14 protein-coding genes and 1 pseudogene are annotated in these 20,337 nt (G+C 30.0%); 10 read left to right on the top strand and 5 right to left on the bottom strand.

The annotated features are described in order from the left end of the window. Window positions 1-58: 58 nt before the first annotated feature. A complete protein-coding gene (locus P3X86_RS00005) occupies window positions 59-1,459 on the bottom strand; it encodes an aminopeptidase (protein WP_483290567.1) in 1,401 nt (466 codons plus the stop codon). A 138-nt stretch (window positions 1,460-1,597) separates the two neighbouring features. After that, window positions 1,598-2,263 carry a hypothetical protein gene (locus tag P3X86_RS00010; protein WP_483290568.1) on the bottom strand — a complete coding sequence of 222 codons (666 nt, stop codon included), beginning with the start codon at window positions 2,261-2,263 and terminating at the stop codon, window positions 1,598-1,600. Between the two features lie 209 nt (window positions 2,264-2,472). Here P3X86_RS00010 and addB point away from each other — a divergent pair, with 209 nt between their 5' ends. From addB to P3X86_RS00055, 9 genes and pseudogenes are all read left to right on the top strand, one after another. Beyond that, the gene (gene addB, locus P3X86_RS00015) at window positions 2,473-5,868 is read left to right on the top strand and encodes a helicase-exonuclease AddAB subunit AddB (protein ID WP_483290569.1); all 3,396 of its coding nucleotides are present in this window, start codon (window positions 2,473-2,475) and stop codon (window positions 5,866-5,868) included. Next, window positions 5,861-9,439: a helicase-exonuclease AddAB subunit AddA gene (gene addA, locus P3X86_RS00020; protein WP_483290570.1), complete on the top strand. Its 3,579-nt coding sequence runs from the start codon at window positions 5,861-5,863 to the stop codon at window positions 9,437-9,439. Before addB ends, addA begins: the two co-directional genes overlap by 8 nt. 11 nt (window positions 9,440-9,450) lie before the next feature. Beyond that, the gene (locus P3X86_RS00025; RefSeq protein ID WP_483290571.1) at window positions 9,451-10,665 is read left to right on the top strand and encodes a metallophosphoesterase family protein; all 1,215 of its coding nucleotides are present in this window, start codon (window positions 9,451-9,453) and stop codon (window positions 10,663-10,665) included. Then, window positions 10,655-14,188: an AAA family ATPase gene (locus P3X86_RS00030; protein ID WP_483290572.1), complete on the top strand. Its 3,534-nt coding sequence runs from the start codon at window positions 10,655-10,657 to the stop codon at window positions 14,186-14,188. The genes P3X86_RS00025 and P3X86_RS00030 overlap by 11 nt, the downstream gene beginning before the upstream one ends. Before the next feature lie 91 nt (window positions 14,189-14,279). Then, the gene (locus tag P3X86_RS00035) at window positions 14,280-14,711 is read left to right on the top strand and encodes a phage holin family protein (protein WP_483290573.1); all 432 of its coding nucleotides are present in this window, start codon (window positions 14,280-14,282) and stop codon (window positions 14,709-14,711) included. A 129-nt stretch (window positions 14,712-14,840) separates the two neighbouring features. Beyond that, window positions 14,841-14,993: a PTS sugar transporter subunit IIA gene (locus tag P3X86_RS00040; RefSeq protein ID WP_483291715.1), complete on the top strand. Its 153-nt coding sequence runs from the start codon at window positions 14,841-14,843 to the stop codon at window positions 14,991-14,993. Window positions 14,994-15,275: 282 nt separating this feature from the next. Then, the gene (locus P3X86_RS00045) at window positions 15,276-16,178 is read left to right on the top strand and encodes a DMT family transporter (protein ID WP_483290574.1); all 903 of its coding nucleotides are present in this window, start codon (window positions 15,276-15,278) and stop codon (window positions 16,176-16,178) included. Window positions 16,179-16,312: 134 nt separating this feature from the next. Further along, a pseudogene (locus P3X86_RS00050) lies at window positions 16,313-16,585 on the top strand (replication initiation protein); the annotation flags it as partial. Next, window positions 16,575-16,715: a RepB family plasmid replication initiator protein gene (locus tag P3X86_RS00055; RefSeq protein WP_483291716.1), complete on the top strand. Its 141-nt coding sequence runs from the start codon at window positions 16,575-16,577 to the stop codon at window positions 16,713-16,715. The pseudogene P3X86_RS00050 and the gene P3X86_RS00055, both read left to right, overlap by 11 nt. 373 nt (window positions 16,716-17,088) lie before the next feature. Here P3X86_RS00055 and P3X86_RS00060 read toward each other — a convergent pair whose 3' ends face one another. The 3 genes from P3X86_RS00060 to P3X86_RS00070 all read right to left on the bottom strand — a co-directional run bounded on the left by P3X86_RS00060 (window position 17,089) and on the right by P3X86_RS00070 (window position 18,685). Then, on the bottom strand, window positions 17,089-17,694 hold the full coding sequence (locus tag P3X86_RS00060; protein ID WP_483290575.1) for a hypothetical protein: 606 nt from the start codon (window positions 17,692-17,694) through the stop codon (window positions 17,089-17,091). A 17-nt stretch (window positions 17,695-17,711) separates the two neighbouring features. Beyond that, window positions 17,712-17,855 (bottom strand): matrixin family metalloprotease, encoded by a 144-nt coding sequence (locus P3X86_RS00065; RefSeq protein ID WP_483290576.1) that lies wholly within the window; start codon window positions 17,853-17,855, stop codon window positions 17,712-17,714. A 290-nt stretch (window positions 17,856-18,145) separates the two neighbouring features. After that, the gene (locus tag P3X86_RS00070) at window positions 18,146-18,685 is read right to left on the bottom strand and encodes a ribonuclease H-like YkuK family protein (RefSeq protein WP_483290577.1); all 540 of its coding nucleotides are present in this window, start codon (window positions 18,683-18,685) and stop codon (window positions 18,146-18,148) included. A gap of 173 nt (window positions 18,686-18,858) precedes the next feature. Here P3X86_RS00070 and P3X86_RS00075 point away from each other — a divergent pair, with 173 nt between their 5' ends. Further along, a complete protein-coding gene (locus P3X86_RS00075; protein ID WP_483290578.1) occupies window positions 18,859-20,289 on the top strand; it encodes a DEAD/DEAH box helicase in 1,431 nt (476 codons plus the stop codon). The last annotated feature ends 48 nt before the right edge of the window (window positions 20,290-20,337 follow it).

The following is a 20,337-nucleotide window of genomic DNA, read 5'->3' on the forward strand; positions in this document are numbered from 1 at the left end:
CCAAGTCAAAGGTCTTTTTATATGCCATCAAACGATAGCCTTGTTATTCATTTATTGTTTATATCTCTTTCAAGAAAGCATGATATGCTCTTACGGCTTCGTAGATATCAATTTTACTAGCTACTTCATAAGGCGCATGCATGTTGTGGACAGCAATACCAGCGTCTATAACGTCCATATCATATTCAGCAAGTATATAAGCTATAGTTCCACCACCGCCTTGATCAACTTTACCTAACTCTGCCATCTGGAACTTGATATCATGTTTATCATATAGTTTTCTTAGCTCTGCAATGTACTCAGGAGAAGCGTCATTAGAACCAGATTTACCACGGGCACCTGTGTATTTGCAAAGTACTAGACCTTTACCAAAGTATGATGAATTATTTTTTTCATAAACATCAGGGAAATTTGGATCAAAACCAGCGTTTACATCAGAAGATAACATCTTAGAATTTGCTAGAGATCTACGTAATCTTAACTCACTGTATTCTCCACATAACTCCATGATTTCAGCTAGCTTGTTTTCAAAGAATTTTGAGCACATTCCACTAGCACCAACACTACCTATTTCTTCCTTATCAACAAGTAAAGTTACACATGTCTTGTCACAACTATCTAATCTCATCATAGCTTCAAATGATGTATATGAACAAATTCTATCATCATGACCATATGCTAAAATCATGCTATTATCAAGACCGTAGTCTCTAGCTTCTCCAGCAGGTACAGCTTCAAATTCTGAAGATAAAAAGTCGTCTTCTTCAATGTCATATTTGTCCTTAAGAATCTTGAGTATGTTTTTCTTAACTTTGTTTTCCTCTTTATCGTCGTCAGATTTTAAAGGGATGCTTCCAACGCAGATATTTAGATTTTCACCAGTAAAAGCTTCACTTATTTTTTTACTATTTTGATTCTTAGATAAATGAGGTAGTACATCAGAAATACCTATAACTGGATCAGTACTATCTTCACCAATAACTACATCAACTAAAGTGCCATCTTTTTTAGCAACTACTCCATGTAAAGCTAAAGGTAACGTAACCCATTGAAATTTTTTGATTCCACCGTAATAGTGAGTTTTAAACATAGCGAATCCGGACTCTTCATATAGTGGATTTTGCTTTAAGTCTATTCTTGGAGAATCTACATGTGCACCAAGTATTCTAAGACCATCTTCAAATGGTCTAGAACCAATATGGAATAACGCTAGAGATTTATCTCTATTGTTACAATATACTTTGTCACCTGGTTTAAGATTTTCTTTGTTTTTAATTATAGTTTCTAAATCCCTATAACCATATTCTTTTGCTTCTACTATAAGATTTTTAACACATTCTCTTTCGGTTTTACATTTGGACATGAATTTTCTATACTTTTCTCCAAAACTGAACGTTTCGTTAGTGAGTTGTTCACTGTAAGTGTCCCATAAAACAGTTTTCTTTTTGTTTTTATCCATTTATCATACCTCCCTATTTAGTATTGGCTATTTGTATGTAAAACTATCTAAGATATATTATACAACTATATGAAAAATATAACAACAAAAGGAGAATTATATGACAAAAAAGAAATTTCACGTAAAGTGAAATTTCTTTCAATCTATAATGTCCATATTTTTCAATACGTTATTAAGGATGAAGATGTCTTTTTTATTATTAGTAATTTTTAAAAAAACTTCAAAATCGTTTTTCAAATTTTTAGCTTCAATAGTTTTTCTTATTTTAAATAAATTGACTATCTTTATCATGATAGAAATAGAGAAAGGTCTGCCAAAATATCTATTCTTTTGGGCTATAGATATAGCGATATCACAATATTCAAGTGATTTTTCGTAACACTCAAATTCATAAAACCCATTAGCAAAATTACTAGTTATACTTACGTGTAATTCATCGTCATCATGTAGCTTATTCATATTTGCTTTCAATAACTTATAATATTTGAGAAAATTAGTTTTGTTGCCAATCTCAATAGAAAAGCTCAATAGAGTATTGATTATTCTAAAATGAATTATATTTTCTATTTTTTCTGGCTTAATCTTCTCTAATAACTGTATGGCGGTATCTTTTTTATTACATGAATAAAATTCAGCTAAAGATTTTACCCATTCATGAAATAACTGATCACCGCTGTCGCTTCTCTCTATTATCATAGAAGAGAGTAAAAAAGCTTCCTCATATTTGTAATTCTTAATACAATTAAAAATCTCTTGAATGTCAACTATAACCTTATCATTAATAGATGATGTATTATTTTGCATCAAGATCACATCCTCATTTATAGTATGTTCTATTTAATTTGATTATATAATCAGATGCCAAAAATTGCAATACTGCGGAATAAATAGGAGTAATATGAATTAAAATGTAGAATAGTAAAATGAAAGAAAAAGGTTGAATAAAATCATAATTCAAAGGTGATAAAGTATGATAAAATATATAATATATGTACTTTAAGAGGGTGAGATAGATGAATTTAAGATATATATTAGGTAGAGCAGGTAGTGGCAAAACTACACATATATACAAAGAAATACTTCATAAATTAAAGCAAGATAAAAAAAAGAGATTGATATTATTGGTACCAGAGCAATTTACACTAGAAGCTGAGATAGATTTAATATCTAAAATGGGTTTAGAAGGTATAATGATGGTTGAAGTGCTGAGTTTTGAAAGACTTATATATAAAGTTTTGGGAGAGCTTGGAGGACTTAGAAACAATGAAATAAATGAACTCGGAAAAGTGATGATTCTAAGAAGATTATTTGAATCAAATAAGCATAATCTCAAGGTTTATCAGAGAGTTTCAAATCAAACAGGTTTTTTGTCAAGTATAAATGATTTGATAGACGAATTTAAGAGAAACGATATAATGCCTGATGAGCTAATACAAAAACAAGAAGGTTTAGGTGAAAACAATATACTAACAAAAAAACTTCATGATGTTCATTTAGTATACTCACAGCTTCAAGAATATATGTCAGAGAACTATACAGACAAAGAGGATAGAGCAAATCTATTTATTGAGAAGATAGAAGAAGCTGGTATTTTTTCTAATACAGAGATATGGCTTGATGGATACAATAGATTTACTAGACAGCAATATAGAATCATAGAAAAGCTGGTACAAAAAGCAGAGAAGGTCAATATAAGTTTGACAATTGATATGAATAAAGATGCAAATGATACTGACTTATTTAATACATCCTATAACACATTAACTAAACTTAGAGAGATAGCTAATAACAATAACTTTAAAGAGACGAAGACAGATTTAGAAGATATAAGCTATAGAAAATCAAGCACCCTAAATCACCTAGAGAAAAATTTCTTTGCATATCCATATGCCAAATATAATCACAAATTGGGTGATATTGATGTGTATAGTTTATCTAGTCCGTATATAGAGATAGAGTATGTAGCATCTAAGATTATGTCTTTGGTACGGAAAAGAGGTTATAGATTTAGGGATATTGCAATAGTTACAGGTTCAATGAACGAATATGGAATAATCATAAAACAAGTATTCAAAGAATACGATATACCATATTTTATAGATGAAAAGAGGAATATAACAAGCAATACTATAGTTAAGTACATAGTATCACTGTTAAATATTATTGATAGAAATTATAGGTATGATGATGTTTTTAGTTATGTAAAAACGGGGCTTTGTGATGTAGAAAAAGATGACTACGAATTACTAGAAAACTATTGTCTAGAGTATGGGATAAAAGGAGAGACATGGCTTAATGATTTTGAGTTCAAAGATAAAAATTTGAGTCACATTAACAAAATCAGAGCAAAAATAATAACGCCAATAGATGCACTTAAGAAAAGCATAACAAGCAAGAATACTGTTATAGATATAACAAAGAATTTGGTTGACTTTTTTGAGGCTATGGCTTTAGAAAGTAAGATAAATAGTTGGGTTGAGGAACTTAAAGATTGTGGAAATCTAGAATATGCTAATGAAACAACACAAATTTGGAATATAATAATGGAAGTTTTACAGCAGGTCGTTGATATATTAGGAGATACAAAAATAAAGCTAAAAGAGTATATAGATTTATTAGAGACAGGATTCAAAGAGTATAAGCTTGGGCTAATACCAACAACTTTAGACCAAGTAATAGTGGGTAATGTAGAAAGGTCAAGAACACATCCAATAAAAGCATTATTTGTAGTAGGGGTTAACGATGGGGTGTTACCTTCTCCAGCTAGTATATCAGGTTTGATATCAGATGAAGAAAAAGAAATATTAAAAGAAAAAGGGATGAATATAGTATCTGATAGCTTAACCAAAGCTTATGAAGAAAAGCTATTGATGTACAGTGCAATATCTAAACCTAGTGAATATATATGGATGAGCTATGTCTTAGCTGATAGCGAAGGTAAAACTACTAGACCATCAATATATATAAGTAAATTAAAAAGCGTATTTTCTAGTCTTGTAATAAAAAGCGATATTTCAGACCCCAAAGAAGTATTAATAAACAGACAGATAACCTCTGCAAAATCTACGTTTAAATACATGGTGCAGATTCTTAGAGATTATGTAGACGGTAAAGAAATAAGTGACTCTTGGTGGGATGTGTATAACTGGTATTACAATAGTGAAATATACAAACAAAAGCTAAACCATATGCTAGAAGGGCTATTTTATACAAATGCGCATAGACAGCTAGGTTATGATAACGCAAAAAGGTTATATGGTATACCGCTAGTATCAAGTATATCAAGATTTGAAAAATACATTAATTGTCCGTTTTCACATTTTGTTAAGTATGGTTTAAGACCACAAAGAAGAAAAGAATACAAAATAGATCCACCTGACATGGGTAAGCTTTTCCATGATTCTCTAGAAGTATTTTCAAATGATGTTACTAGTAGATACAAGGATTGGGTTAGTATAGACAAAGAGCAAAGTGATATTATGGTAGAAGATATAGTAGAAGATGTGACTAACAATTTCGGCAATAAAATACTATTTAGCTCATTTAAATATAAATATTTGGTTAAGAGATTAAAAAGAATAACAAAAAGATCAGTCTGGACAATGATAGAGCAGTTAAAGCAGGGTGAGTTTATACCTAAAGAGTTTGAGTTTAGCTTTGGAGAGTCCGAAGGGTACAAAGCACCTCCAATATTAATAGAGCTTGATAATGGTGATATTTTAAAATTAGAGGGTAGAATTGATAGATTAGATGTATTAGAAGGAGATACACAGGATTATATAAAAATTATAGATTATAAATCAGGTAGTAAAGATTTTACATTGTCAGATGTATATTATGGACTACAGCTACAGCTGATGGTTTATCTTGATGCAGTTTTGCAAAACAAGCATCTATTTACAGACAAAGATTTGATGCCAGGTGGAATATTCTATTTTAGACTACATGATCCACTAATAAACATAGAAGAAATGGATAGTGAGGTTATAGAAAAAGAGATACTAAAGGCACTAAAACTTAAAGGTTTAGTATTAAACGATATAAAGATTATAAAGGCGATGGATAGAGATATAGAATTAGACCAAAAATCTTCTGTTTTGCCTGTTGCAGTAACAAAATCAGGATCAGTATCTAAGACTTCATCTGTAATATCAAAAGAGGAGCTTGATGCACTACTTGAGCATGTTAGAAATCTCATTAAAGACTTAGGTAAGAATATATTAGTTGGAAATATAAATATCAATCCTACAAAAACAAGTACTCAAACTGCATGTGATTTTTGTGAATATAAATCTATATGTAGATTTGATATAGCATCAAATGAAAACAAGTACAATAAGATACCTAAGTTGTCAAACAAAGAAGTAATAGAGAAACTTAAGCGCGAGGAGAGTGAAGCAGATGCCTAAATGGACTAAAGATCAGCTAGATGCAATAACAGCTAGAAAGCATAACTTACTAGTTAGTGCAGCTGCTGGCTCTGGTAAGACGGCGGTATTAGTAGAGAGAATTATAAGGCTTATAACAGAGGATTTGCTAGATATAGACAAGCTTTTGATAGTAACATTTACTAAAGCAGCAGCAGGAGAAATGAGAGATAGGATATTAGAGGCAATATCTAGGAAAATCGAAGAAGACAATATGCACAAAGAGCATTTAAAGAAACAACTTACACTATTAAATAGAGCTAGTATAACAACACTACATTCATTTTGTATAGATGTTATAAGGAGAAACTTTCATGTAGTAGGACTTGACCATAGCTTTAGAGTAGCTGATATTACAGAGAGAAATATATTACTTCAAGAAGCACTAGACGAAGTGTTTGAAGAAGAATACAAAGAAGAAAATGAAAATTTCATAAAACTAGTAGAAGGCTATGCAGGTGCTAAAAACGATATAAAACTACAGAGTTTAGTTTTAAAGATATATAGCTTTATTCAAAGTAAGCCGGATCCAAAACAATGGCTAGAGGAAATAGCACAGTATTTTAATATAGAGGAAGATAGTTTTTATGATAATATTTGGGTGAAAACAATAATTGAGAGTATAAAAATAGAGCTAGAAGGAGCTTATGATTTACTACTAGAAGCATTACAAACATGTAGAGCAGACGATGGGCCTACAGAATACCAAGAAGCAATATGTGATGATATTGATATGGTAGATGATTTAGCACATAGGTTATGTATAGGATTAGATGAATTTTTTACTGGTGTTAGAGATATAGAGTTTGAAAAATTTAAATCTATTAGAGGAGCAAGAAAAGAAGAAATAGATCAGGCGAAGATAGATGAAGTAAAAGAAATAAGGAATATATTTAAAAAGAATATAATAGGCAATCTCAAAGAAAACATACTAAAAAAAGGTATGGATAAACAAATAGAAGAAATGAAAACACTAATGCCTATAGTGGAGTATTTAAACAGTGTAGTAAATAAATTTGCAGACAGGTTTAATGAAAAAAAACTAGACAAAAACATACTGGATTTTAACGATTTAGAGCATTATACATTAAAAATATTAGAAAATGAATATATAAAAGAAGCAATAAGAGATAAATATGAGTACATATTTGTAGATGAATATCAAGATAGCAATATAGTTCAAGAGACAATAATCAATAGAATAAAAAGAGATGACAATCTGTTTTTAGTGGGAGATGTAAAACAGAGTATATATAGATTTAGAATGGCAGATCCATCAATATTTATAGACAAATATAATACTTATGAGCAAGATACTCTAAAAAACAAAAGGATAATACTATCACAAAACTTTAGAAGTAGAGAAGAAGTGCTATTAGGGGTTAACTATATATTTAAAAACATCATGAGAAAAGAAATCGGCGATATTGAGTATAACAAAGAAGCATATCTTTATAAAGGTATGGATTTCAAACCAATAGATGATGAAAGCGTAGAAATAAACATATTACCAAAAAAAGATATAATAGCTCAGTATAGTGAAATAGACTCAGAACTAGCTGATTTAAAGAGCATAGAGCTAGAAGCAAAAGCAGTAGCAAATAGAATAAAGAAGTTAATAGGTAAGAAAACGTATAAGCCAAAAGAAAACGGCTATAAATCAATAGACTATAAAGATATAGTAGTGTTACTTAGAGCCACAAGAAATGTAGCAGATGTTTTTGTAGAAAGCTTTATAGAGGAAGGAATACCAGTTTATGCAGATGATAATCAAAGGTATTTTCAGACGGTAGAAATACGCCTTGTTTTAGATGTGCTTAGTCTTATAGACAATAAAAGAAATGATTTACCATTAATAAGCGTTATGAAATCACCTATAGGTGGTTTTAGTATAGATGAATTAATACAGATAAGGATAAACAGCCATGAAAAAACTTTCTATGAATCTTTAGTTGATTTTACAAGTGATATAGATTTACAGATTAAAATAAAACATTTTTTAGGTAAACTAGATGAATGGTCTAACAAGGTAAGATACCAAAAACTTGATGAGTTTATATGGGACATGCTAATAAATACGGGTTACTATTATTATGTAGGTGCGATGAAGAACGGAGCTCAAAAACAAGCCAATCTAAGAGTGTTGATATCTAGGGCAAATCAGTTTGAGCAATCTTCAATAAAAGGACTTTTTAACTTCATAAGGTTTATAGATAAGATGAAAAAAAGTGGTAGTGATATGAGCGAAGCTAAAACACTGGGAGAAAATGAAAACGTAGTTAGAATAATGAGTATTCATAAAAGCAAAGGGTTAGAGTTTCCAGTAGTGATATGTGCAGGGCTAGGAAAAAAATTCAACATGATGGATACAAGAGAAGAAGTCTTGCTACACAAGGAATTAGGGATAGGCCCTAAATTTGTTGACATAGATAAAAGAATACACCACACATCTTTATCACAAGCTGCAATAAAGAAGAAAATAAAACTAGAGAGTTTAGCAGAAGAGATGAGAATTCTTTACGTAGGGTTAACAAGAGCAGTAGATAAACTCATACTCTTTGGCTCAGTAGATAATATAAACAAATCAAGTGTAAAATGGTGTAGAAATATTACTACATACAACTTGATGAATAGCACCTCGTATATAGACTGGATTATGATGACTTTAACTAAGCATCAAAACGGAACTCTTATCCGTGAATTAGCAAATAAACACGGGATGGTAGAAGAGGATGCTTCTAGTTTCAAAATCAATATAATCTCGTTAGATGATTTAATCTTAAATGAAGAAAAAACATTAGCCAAAGATAAAGTCAAAGAGAAGTTACTAAAATTCAATCATGAAGAGGGTAAAGCAGCAAAAGCTCTAGAAAAAAGGTTTAACTTTGAGTATCCTAACAAAGAATCCATATTTATCCCAGCAAAGATAACTGTTACGGATACAAGTAAAGCAACATACAATGACATCAAATTAATGAACCATAGGATACCATCACTTAGCAATATACCTAGGTTTGCATCTGATACTGGTAAGTTTACAGCAACTCAAAAAGGAACGCTAATGCACTATGTAATGCAGCACTTGGATATACACAACGTACAAGATAAAGATAGTATATCAGCTCAGTTAGATGCAATGATTACAAAAGAAATGATTACCAGAGAGGAAGCTCAGGTAATAAATATAAAGCCTATATTAAGCTTTTTTAACAGTGATATAGGTAAAAGAATGAAAAAATCAAGTAACATACTAAGAGAGACACCATTTGTTATGAAAAAAGAATCAACTGAGATTATAGGAGATTTAGAGAAATGCAAAGATCAACTATATATTCAAGGGATAATAGACTGTTGCTTTGAAGAAGATTCAGAGTTTGTATTGATAGATTACAAGACAGATTACGTAGAAGATGAAAATATAGAAGAAATAAAAAATAGATACAAGAAACAGATTGAACTATATAAAGAAGCGTTTGAAAAAATTAGAGAAGTAAAAGTAAAAGAAAGTTATATATATTTATTGACAATGAACAAAGCTATAAGTATTTACTAGGAGGTGAATAAATGAGGATATTGCACACCTCTGACTGGCATTTAGGAAAGCATCTAGAAGGACATAGTAGGTTAGAGGAACAAGAGTATATACTAAAATCACTTACAAAAACAATAAAGGAAAATGATATAGATTTGGTTTTGATAGCTGGAGATATTTACGATACTAGTAACCCACCAGCAAAGGCTGAAAAATTGTTTTACAATACCATCAAAGATATCTCAGAAGATGGTAAAAGAGTAGTAATAGCAATAGCGGGTAATCATGATAGCCCAGATAGATTATCAGCTTCTAGAGTATTGGCATATGATCATGGAATAGTGCTTCTAGGAACTCTGGATGATATACCTAGTGTAGGAAAACTAGGTAGTCATGAAATCATTGATAGTGGAAGAGGATATATTGAAGTAAATATAAACACAGAAAAAGCTATAATTGGTCTGTTGCCTTATCCAAGTGAACAGAGAATAAAAGAAGTATTTAAGGATGTTACAGATTTAGAATCAATGCAGATATCTTATAGCGAAATGGTAGGCAAAATATTTGATGAGATAAATCAGAAATATAGAGAAGATACTATCAATTTAGCGATGAGTCATTTGTTTGTTGAAGGATCAATAACGACGGATTCAGAAAGACCTATACAAATAGGAGGTGGACTTGTAGTAGAAGGTAGCAAACTACCAAACAAAGCGCAATATATAGCGCTAGGGCATCTGCATAGACCTCAGAGAGTGAAAAAATCAGAAACAGCTTTTTATTCTGGTTCACTTCTTCAATATAGCAGTAGCGAAATAGGTTATAGCAAAGGAGTATATATCATAGAAGCACAAAACAATGAAGCACCAAAGATTTCGGAAGTCTTTTTAGAGAACATAAAACCAATAGAGATATGGAAGTGTGATACATTAGAGCAGTCAATAAGAAGATGTATAGATAACGAAGATAGACAAACTTGGGCATATCTAAAGATTAAGTTAAATCAAGTGTTAATGCAGTCAGAAATTAAGAAACTCAAAGAACTAAAGCCTGATTTACTATCAATAATGCCTATATATGACATAGAAGAAGAACTACAAAATGAACCAGTAGATATTACTAAAAAAAATATCTCACAGCTGTTTAAAGAGTTTTATCTAAGTGAAAGAGGAGTAAATCCAAAGGAAGATTTACTGGAGTTATTTGATGAAGTAGTAAGAGAAGCGGGTGATATAAATGAGGCCTAGAAAATTAAAAATTCAGGGATTGAACAGCTTCTTGCAGATGCAGGAGATAGATTTTATGAAACTCAATCAAAGAGGTCTATTTGGAGTATTTGGACCAACAGGGAGCGGTAAATCAAGTATATTAGATGGTATAATACTAGCCCTTTATGGCAAAATCCCTAGAGGAACAAGAGAGTTTGTAAATACTTCAACAGATAAACTTTATGTAAGTTTTGAATTTGATACAAAAAGCTCAGAGAATAGAAATGTTTATAGAGTAGATAGAGCGTTTCGTAGAGACAAGCATGGCAAGACAAAAATGGATTTTTCTAGATTAAATTCTCTAGGAGATAAAAGTGAAGTTATAGCAGAAGGAGCTTCTCAAGTTGAAAATAATATCATAAATATCATAGGTCTACAAAGGGATGATTTTACAAGATCGGTTATACTACCTCAAGGTAAATTTAGTGAGTTCTTAAAATTACAAGATAGTGATAGAAATAATATGATGGAGAGGATGCTCAGTCTTAGCAAATATGGAAAGAACCTATCAGAAGCACTCAAGACTAAAAGTAACAACAATAAAGCAGAATTAGACTCATTACAAGGGGAAAGAAGCAGATATCAAGATGTGTCAAAGGAACAGTTAGATACTTTAGAAAAAGAATATAAAGAGCTTATAAAAACTGGAGAAAAACTTGAGATTGAGATAAAAGAGTTAAACACAAAGTATCAAGCTTATAAGAAATCGTATGATTTAAACATAGAGTTAAACAAATATGTATCCACAAAAGAAAATCTAGAAAAAATGTCTTATGAAATAGATAAAAACAAAGAGGTATTGTTAAAAGCAAATAAAGCTAATATTGTATGGCCAGTGATAAGAGAGCTTACTCAATTAGAGTGTGATGCATTAAAATATAGTGGACTATTAGAACATGTAAAAGCAGAGTTAGAGAAAGCAAAGCTTGAACTTGATGAGATAAAGAAAAGCTATGAAAAAGCACTTTCAATAAAAAACAATGAACTTGGTAGTCTACTTGTAGTAGAGCATGAAGTAAAAGAATCTATAGAGTTAAATAAACAATTAGAGACATTGAGTAATCAGCTTAAATTCTTAGACGAAGCATACGAAAAAGCAAATTACAGTATGATAAAGGCTGACGAAAGTATATATAAAAAAACACAAGAAAAAGAAACAATAGAAAATAGCTTGGTGATGTTAAACAATCAAAAAGAGAGTTTATTAGTTCAGCCTGAATATAGGAGAAAAATAGATGATGGTGTAAATATAGAAAATGAAGCAGAAGCAATCCAAAGCAAAATCCAAGATATAAATGATGATTTAAATAAATACGAAGCATACGTCAAAAGTGACGAAAGAACTTTAAGCGAAATAAGAGAAAATATCAATAATGAAAAAGAAAAATTAGACAGTTTGCAAGGTGAAATCACACTATTACAAAAAAACAAACCACTAGAACAAGAGGAACTTTTAAAATGCCAAAATGATATACAAACATTAAAAAATGAATATGATAATGCTAAAAAGTTGTTACTTGATATAAATTCAGACAAAAACAAAATAAAAGAATTGGAAAAACAAGTAAGAGAAAGCGAAGAATTAATAGCGCCCATACTTGAAAAAGTAAAGAGACTAGAGCTTTTATATATAAAGTTAGAAGAAGAACAAAGGATACAAGTAAAAAAGAGATACTCTAAGGAATTAGCACATAGCCTCATAAAAGGAGAGCCATGTCCTGTATGTGGTTCTATAGAGCATCCTGAAATATATAGAGAGATAGAAGAGAAAATCATAATAGACAATATCACTTTAGAAGAAGACATAGACGAGTGTAAAATGGAGTTAGAAAAATCAAAAAACCAAAAGATAAAGCTTGAAATTGAAATAAACAGCTTAAACAAGCAAATATCAGAGATTTCAAAAGAAATAGAGAATAAAGAATCTCTTCTGCCTCAAGACGATTTAGAGAATTTATCAAAAAACATTGAAAATAAAGCCTCACAGCTATCAAGTAACTTAGATTATTCTAAACTATACAATAATCAAATGTTAGAACATAAAGAAAGAGAGAAAGAGTATAGTGATAGTATTAATGAATACGACAAAAAAGCGAAGGAAATATCAACAAAGCTAGAGCAATATAAGCTAATCATAGCAGAACACAAAGAAAAGTTAGTAAAGCATAATAACCAATATAAATGGCTATCTAGAAGGTTATCAAAACTCAGATTAGAGTTTGATATTGACTCTTTCAAAAAAGAGATATTGAATATCTACAAAAGCGAAGAAAAACTAAAAGTAGTATATGACCAGATAAAGCAAAAAGAATCAGTATATAAAGAGCTCAATATATCAATAGACTTACTTAGGAAAAACAAAACAGATTTAAGTATGGAAATCACAAAATACTCAGAACAAATAAAGCAGAAAAATGAATTGATAAATCAGAACAAAAAAAAGATAAATAGTGTCTGTAAAGATATTAATCCAAATGATTATTTAATGAAAATCATAAATAGAAAAGAGAGCATAATAACTGCAGAGAAAGAATTAAAATGTAAATGTGAAGACAAACAAAAAACAGTAGATAACTTGTATGAGAAGAATGTTAGATACAGTGAGCTATCAAGAGAAAAACATGAAGAAAGCAAAGATAAAAGAGAAACAGTGAATACACTAATGAAAGAACATGGATTTGTTGATTTCACGCAAGTAGAGAATAGTCTCAAAACAAAATCGGATATACAAGTTTTAAACGATATGGTTACAAAATATGATGATGATTTAAAGATAGTAGAAAATAACATACGAAGAATCAATATATTACTAAAGGGTAAAAAAGTAGATGAAGAAGAATTATTAAATTTTGACGAATCAATAAAAGTAAGAACTGAGCAATACAAAAAGCTAAACGAGCAGCAAGGCTCAAAATTGCAAAGTATTAATACTATTAAAAAAGATCTAATTGTGGTAGAAGAACTCAATAAAAAAATAGAGGTTAAAGAGCATACAAAGGACATGATAAGAGAGCTTACATCACTGATAAAAGGGAAAAATTTTGTTAAATACATATCCAAAAGCCATCTTGACTATATTGTAAGAGAAGCGTCTAGCAATATAATGGATATTACAAATAGTAGATATAGCTTAGAGCTTGACAGTGATAGTGGATTTATAATATGTGATAACTATAATGGTGGGGTAAGAAGAAGCTGTAAGACATTATCAGGAGGAGAAACATTTATAACTTCCTTGTGTTTATCATTAGCACTATCAAGCCATATACAATTAAAAGGAAGTACAAGTTTAGAATTTTTCTTTTTGGATGAAGGTTTTGGTTCTCTTGATGCACATTCGCTTGATTTAGTTATCACTGCTTTAGAAAAACTAAGACAGCAGAACCTATGTATAGGGATAATAAGTCATGTAGAAGAATTAAAAAGCAGAATTCCTATAAAGGTTATAGTAGAGAAAGCAAAAGCAGGAATAAGTGGAACTAAACTAAGGATTGAGTACTAATAAGAAGGAACAAATTATCATGTGCTAAAATATTATATAACAAGAGACATGCATAAAAAAGGTAACTAATGAAAATGAAAGAGGTGTAGATATGCAAGTAAATGCCTTTAAATTTTTATTAGGATCACTATCAGGGTTAATTGTCTATATTGCTGGGCTTAACTTTGAACTAATACTTCTTTGGTTTGTCTTTTTAGTGCTAGATATTTTTTCAGGGTTATTAAAAGCATTTAAGACTAGACATTTTTCAAGCCAGAGCATGAGACTTGGTTTATCAAAAAAAGTAGCAGAGATTATACTATTATGTGCAATAATTACAGCCCAAAGGATACTAGCAATAAATTGTTTTGATCTGCCATTACTTGAGATATTTATATGTGCATTGTGTCTTAAAGAATTTGGCAGTATAATAGAAAACTGTAATACCATGGGAGTAAGAATACCAGAATTCATAATGAAATGGCTTAGAGCGATAGATGACGATATAGATAAAGAAGAAAAAGATGTTAATAACGAGGGGTAACTTCATATAAGAGTTGCCCCTTTATAATATTACTGATATAATATATCAATAATATTCAGGAGAAGACGTATGATTATAGATAAAAATTTAATAGAGTTAAATCTAACAGCAGATGATAAATATTGAGTAATAGCCAAATTAGCTGAGATTGGATATGAAAATAATAAAATTACACAGATATATAAGTTTTTAAGAGATGTATATGATAGAGAAAATATATATAACACTTTCATAGGTGAAGAAATGGCTATCCTACATGCTAAGACTATTGTAGTAGAATAAGAATTTATTGTTATTGCAAGGTTAGATGAACCTTTACATAGGATATGAATACTAACAAAAAGCGAGTATTTTTATTAGCTATACTTTTAGAAAACAAGGACAACCTTCATTTAAAACTATTGTCTAAATTATCTAGAAAGTTACTGTGTAAAGAGTTTATCAAAAAAATATAGATGGCAACAAATAAAGCAGATATGGTTAGAATGATAGAAAATGTTTTTTAAACTTGCACATATGATTTAGCGATTTACCTTATAAAACTACAAGAAGAGGAGACTGAGAATGAGAACAAAAGAAAACAAAAAAATATACATGATGATGGTGTTAGCAGCGTTATTTTGGGCGGGAGCATTTATAGGAGGAAAAGTAGCAGTAGTAGATTTTAAACCGGTTTCACTTACCTTTATGAGATTTTTCTTTGCAAGTATAGGGATATTTGTAATATTGATATATAAGCAAAAGGATTCTTGGAAGCTAAAAATAAAAGATTTACCTGCAATATTAACTTTAGGACTAATTGGTATGGTAGGATATCACATATTGTTTTTCACAGCACTCAAATACTCTAATGCATCAAGTACATCAATATTAGCTGGAACTAATCCAATGATAACAATGCTTATTGCATGTATTATAGGTCAAGAAAAAATAGACACCAAAAAGTTAGCCATGTTAGCTTTAGCACTGTTAGGAGTGGTGCTTACAGTGACGAAGTGGGATATAAACAATCTTCTAGCGATGAAGTTTAATAAAGGTGATATCATAATGATGTGTGCAGTTACAAGTTGGGCGATTTATTCAATATTAGTTAGAAAATTTGTAAAGCAGAATACACCGTTATTTTTGACAGCCTATAGTTTTTTAGTATGCATGGTTATATTATTACCATTTTCAATCAACGAGGGATTAATAAGTATGATATCAACGGCATCAACGAAATCATGGGCAGGAGTATTATATATGTCTATATTTCCTACGATAATAGGTTATCTAATACAACAAAAATCAATTCAGCAGATAGGAGCATCAAGAACAGCGATATTCATAAATCTAGTACCAGTGTTTTCAATAATACTTTCAATAGCAATACTAAAAGAGGAGTTCTACAAACTAAATATAATTAGTTCATTGTTGATAATATTGTCCGTGTATATGGTTACAAGGTTTAATAAAGATAAGAAATAATGAGCAATGGTGGGGTATAAGTATAAAGAGTTGTACAAAATAAAGGCAAATAAATTGATTGAAGCTAAGGGTCGGCTTAGTGTAATAGAACAAAAGCTTCTAGCAACTGTAATTTCAGAAAAAAATCATCAGATAAAGATTTTAAAGAATATAATTTGAATATAACAGAAATATCAGAATTTCTAAATTTAAATTCAAAAGCAGTTTATGAACAAATAAAAGTAGCTTCAAGAAACTTGAGAAACAAAGAACTTATTATAGAAACTATAGACGAAAAAGGAGGTAAATCCTTTCTAGTAACGGGTCTATTATCTTCAGCGAAATACAAAGAAGGAAAAGGGTGTTTAACTGTACGTATATATCCAGATTTAAAACCATATTTATTAACTATTAGCTATAAGCGGTAAAGAAACCCCTTTTACTAAATATAGGATAAAAAATATTTTGAAGTTGAATAGTAGCTATGCTATAAGATTATATGAAATTCTAAAACAATGTGAAAAAATGAAAAAAGAGATTTTAGTATTAGTGAACTAAAGAAGTAACTAAGATCTAATGAAACTAGTTATAATAGATTTGATAATTTTGAAAGGGAAGGATATAAAAAAAGTTGGGAACCAATTCGGGAACCATTTATTTTTTATAATTAGAAGTAACTGATCCATTAGATTTAATAATAATTATTTAGTAAAAAGGAGATTATAAAATGACAATTGGTGAGTTGATAGAAAAGTTTAATGAAAGAAATTGGGCGTATATAATAAAGCATAAAAGTACTTAACTAAAATAATTTGGAATTCTAGAGAACAAAACAGCTATCATATAAAAATTTTTATATGATAGCTGTTTATATACACTATTATCATTTAACTCAAAGTAAAGGAATAAGAATAGTTTGTTGTAAAATTAATTAGTTTCTTAGTCTTAAATATTTTTTTCTAGCTTCATCAGCAATTTCCTTTTCAATTGAATCATGCTCAAGACTTTTTAAAGACATATCTTTACTACCTTTTTCATCTAAAGAAACTTTCCCTAATGTTGCTCCATAAGGTACAAAAATACCTTCTTCTGTTTCTTCGTTTAAAAACAATAAGTATTCATTATTGTTTTTCATATTTTCGTAACCGTTAGTAGTATAAATTTTGTTTGTTTTATTGTCATACAGAGCGTATTCTAAAATTAATATGTTATTGTCAGCCTTTATTTTAGGATTATTTGATTTGTTTTTATATATATCAGTAATTTTAAAACTAGATATTGTATGTCCTCCTAAAAACATGCCATCAATTTTAGAGTAATGACGTTTAACCTCAACTTCATCTATTTTAACACCTCTAATAATAATTGAAGCTTTTTGCTCTAAATCAGTTAAAGAATCAGCACCATCCGTTTTCCCTTCTAAGGAAACAATTTCCGCTGTGGATTTATCATTTTTTTCAAATGGTTGATAAAAAAACCAAACAAAACTAAACAAAATTACAAAACCCAGCACTCCTAATAATATATTTTTTTTCATTATTTTTACCTCCTTTGTTAATATATTTTTTTAATACCAGCAGCATAATCATCAGATAACGGATAAGCTTTATTATTGAACCCTAATTTACGCATTACAGAAATTGAATTATTTTCTTTTTGCGTATGTGCTAAACCAAGTTCATGACCAACTTCATGCACGACTGTTTCTACTCTTTGTGTTTTGATTAATATTACTAATTGTATTATATATATTTAAGTATATTTATTCTTCATATTACTATCAAGAATAAATAGAAAAAACTAAATACATTTTAGCTTCTTAGCTTCGCAGAACACAGGCTTTACGAATGTAAAGTATCCTGTGTTATACTTTATATATAAAGATGTCAGTCGCTTCGCTCCTGGTGAGATTGGGGTCAGGCTTGAAAAGTTGAAAAGAGTAGCCGTTGACCCACAAAGATAACTAAACATAATAAATAACCAAATAACTACTTCGTATACTTATTAGCATACGAAGATGCAGCATAAGAATCTGGCTTAATCCTCGTCTCAAATCCTAAGCCAGAAAAGTACTTTATTATTTCTTTAATCATAGTTTTTGATTTACCTTTTTTACCTATGTCTATGTGAATTTCATTATAAAAATATGTACTATCATCTAGATAATAAATAACAGAGCTAAGTAGCTTTTCAAGGTAATTATTTGATATTTCAGTTACTATTTGTAGAGTTAGATTTGCTTCAAGAACTAATTTTTCTTTAAGGTCATTAATAGCATATGGTATGATTATTTTGTTTACACAGCCCCATGCGCCAGTTCCTATCCTGTGAATGACTATAGCTGTCACAAATACAGTGTGGTCATTTTTTACCTGAGAATCACTGCCGATAGATAACCTATAGCTAGAGTTACAATCTTTTTTTATAAAATTTATTACATGTTCAAAAACTGCTTCTAAATCCATATTTCTCTGAGAACTATTATAAAACCTAGATTCATAAAGAAGATTTCTGATATTAAACTCCATATATTCACCCCTTAGATAGAATGAAATCATACTCTATTTATATTAAAAAACTTAGTTATATATGAAAATGTAATTATAAAATAAAAAAATAAAATATAAAACAGATAAATATGATATACTATGTTCATTAGGCAAATTAAACAAATGAAATATGTTGTAAGGAAGGAAAGAATATGCATACAAATGATATAAAAATAAAAGATTATCCACTCAGCAATGAGATAAAAAGAGGGCTTAGTGAGCTTGGATTTAAGAAACCACTAGAAGTCCAGTCAATAGTTATACCAAAGTTATTAGAAAACGATGTTGATTTAATAGTTCAGTCACAAACAGGAAGCGGAAAAACAGCAGCCTTTGCAATCCCTATATGTCAAAAGATTGATGTAGAAGATGAATCAGTGCAAATGGTAGTATTGGTTCCAACTAGAGAGCTTGCAGAGCAAGTAAAGTATGATATATCAGGAATAGGAAAATACAAAGGAATAAAATGCGTATCAGTTTATGGTAAACAACCTATAGAAATTCAAAGAAAAGAATTGAGAAAAAAGCCTCATGTAGTAGTAGGTACACCAGGTAGAACGATGGACCATTTATTAAAAAAGAACTTAAAATTGAATAATTTAAAATATTTAGTTTTAGACGAAGCGGACGAAATGTTAATTATGGGTTTTGGTGAACAACTACAAAAGATTATAGAAAAGACACCAGATAGCAGAACTACATTGTTATTTTCTGCAACAATGCCACAAGAAGCAATTTATCTAAGTGAAAGATATCTAAAAAAACCAGAAAGAATAGAAGTTAAGCCAGATAACTCTGCACTAAATAAGATAGAGCAGATATATTATAAAGTAGAAGCACTCAAAAAGGTTGATTTCTTAAAAATGATGTTAAGGAGAGAAGCTCCTAGAAAAACCATAATATTTTGTAATACACAAGAGCAAGTAGAAAGGCTCTATGATATCATGAAAAAGTGGAGCTATCTTATTTGTCGTGTTCATGGAGGTATGAAACAAATAGACAGAATGAGCACAATGGCAGCGTTTAAAAGAGGACATTACAACTGTTTGATAGCCACAGATGTAGCAGCTAGAGGTATCCATGTAGAGAGAGTTACACATGTTATCAATTTCTTTGTGCCGTTTGATAACGAAAACTATATTCACAGGATAGGAAGAACAGGAAGAGTAGATCAAAACGGAGTCGCTATAACATTTGTGACAGAGCGTGAGGAGAGTAGGTTTGAAGAATTGGAAAAATTCTTGGGCTACGAAATACCTTGTAAAGGTGGACATGTACAAAGACGAATAGGCAAGAAGGAACAAAAGAGAATGTCCAAAAAGAATCGTTATGTCGCAGGAAGCAAAAGAGGGGTACAGTTACAGATAAACGCTGGTGTAGTGAATAGTTCATTTACTAAAAAAGACTTAATGCAAGCGATTAGAAAAATAGGCGGAATCAGCAATAATGATATAGGTAAAATAGAGATTAAAGGTAAAGTGACCAATATTGAGATACTAAATGAAAAAGAAAGACTAGTATATAAAGGATTGCAAGATAAAAAAATAAAAGGAAAGAGTTATCGTGTGAGATATAAGAAGTAGCATTTCCTGGGTAATTATGTAAACATATATTGTTATTTTGAAAATTAC

The organism is Abyssisolibacter sp. ZYX002, assembly GCF_056892235.1.

Coding starts and splice junctions, on each gene's coding strand:
- P3X86_RS00005 (WP_483290567.1), bottom strand. CDS start 1,459: ATGGATAAAAACAAAAAGAAAACTGTTTTATGGGACACTTACAGTGAA.
- P3X86_RS00010 (WP_483290568.1), bottom strand. CDS start 2,263: ATGCAAAATAATACATCATCTATTAATGATAAGGTTATAGTTGACATT.
- addB (WP_483290569.1), top strand. CDS start 2,473: ATGAATTTAAGATATATATTAGGTAGAGCAGGTAGTGGCAAAACTACA.
- addA (WP_483290570.1), top strand. CDS start 5,861: ATGCCTAAATGGACTAAAGATCAGCTAGATGCAATAACAGCTAGAAAG.
- P3X86_RS00025 (WP_483290571.1), top strand. CDS start 9,451: ATGAGGATATTGCACACCTCTGACTGGCATTTAGGAAAGCATCTAGAA.
- P3X86_RS00030 (WP_483290572.1), top strand. CDS start 10,655: ATGAGGCCTAGAAAATTAAAAATTCAGGGATTGAACAGCTTCTTGCAG.
- P3X86_RS00035 (WP_483290573.1), top strand. CDS start 14,280: ATGCAAGTAAATGCCTTTAAATTTTTATTAGGATCACTATCAGGGTTA.
- P3X86_RS00045 (WP_483290574.1), top strand. CDS start 15,276: ATGAGAACAAAAGAAAACAAAAAAATATACATGATGATGGTGTTAGCA.
- P3X86_RS00060 (WP_483290575.1), bottom strand. CDS start 17,694: ATGAAAAAAAATATATTATTAGGAGTGCTGGGTTTTGTAATTTTGTTT.
- P3X86_RS00070 (WP_483290577.1), bottom strand. CDS start 18,685: ATGGAGTTTAATATCAGAAATCTTCTTTATGAATCTAGGTTTTATAAT.
- P3X86_RS00075 (WP_483290578.1), top strand. CDS start 18,859: ATGCATACAAATGATATAAAAATAAAAGATTATCCACTCAGCAATGAG.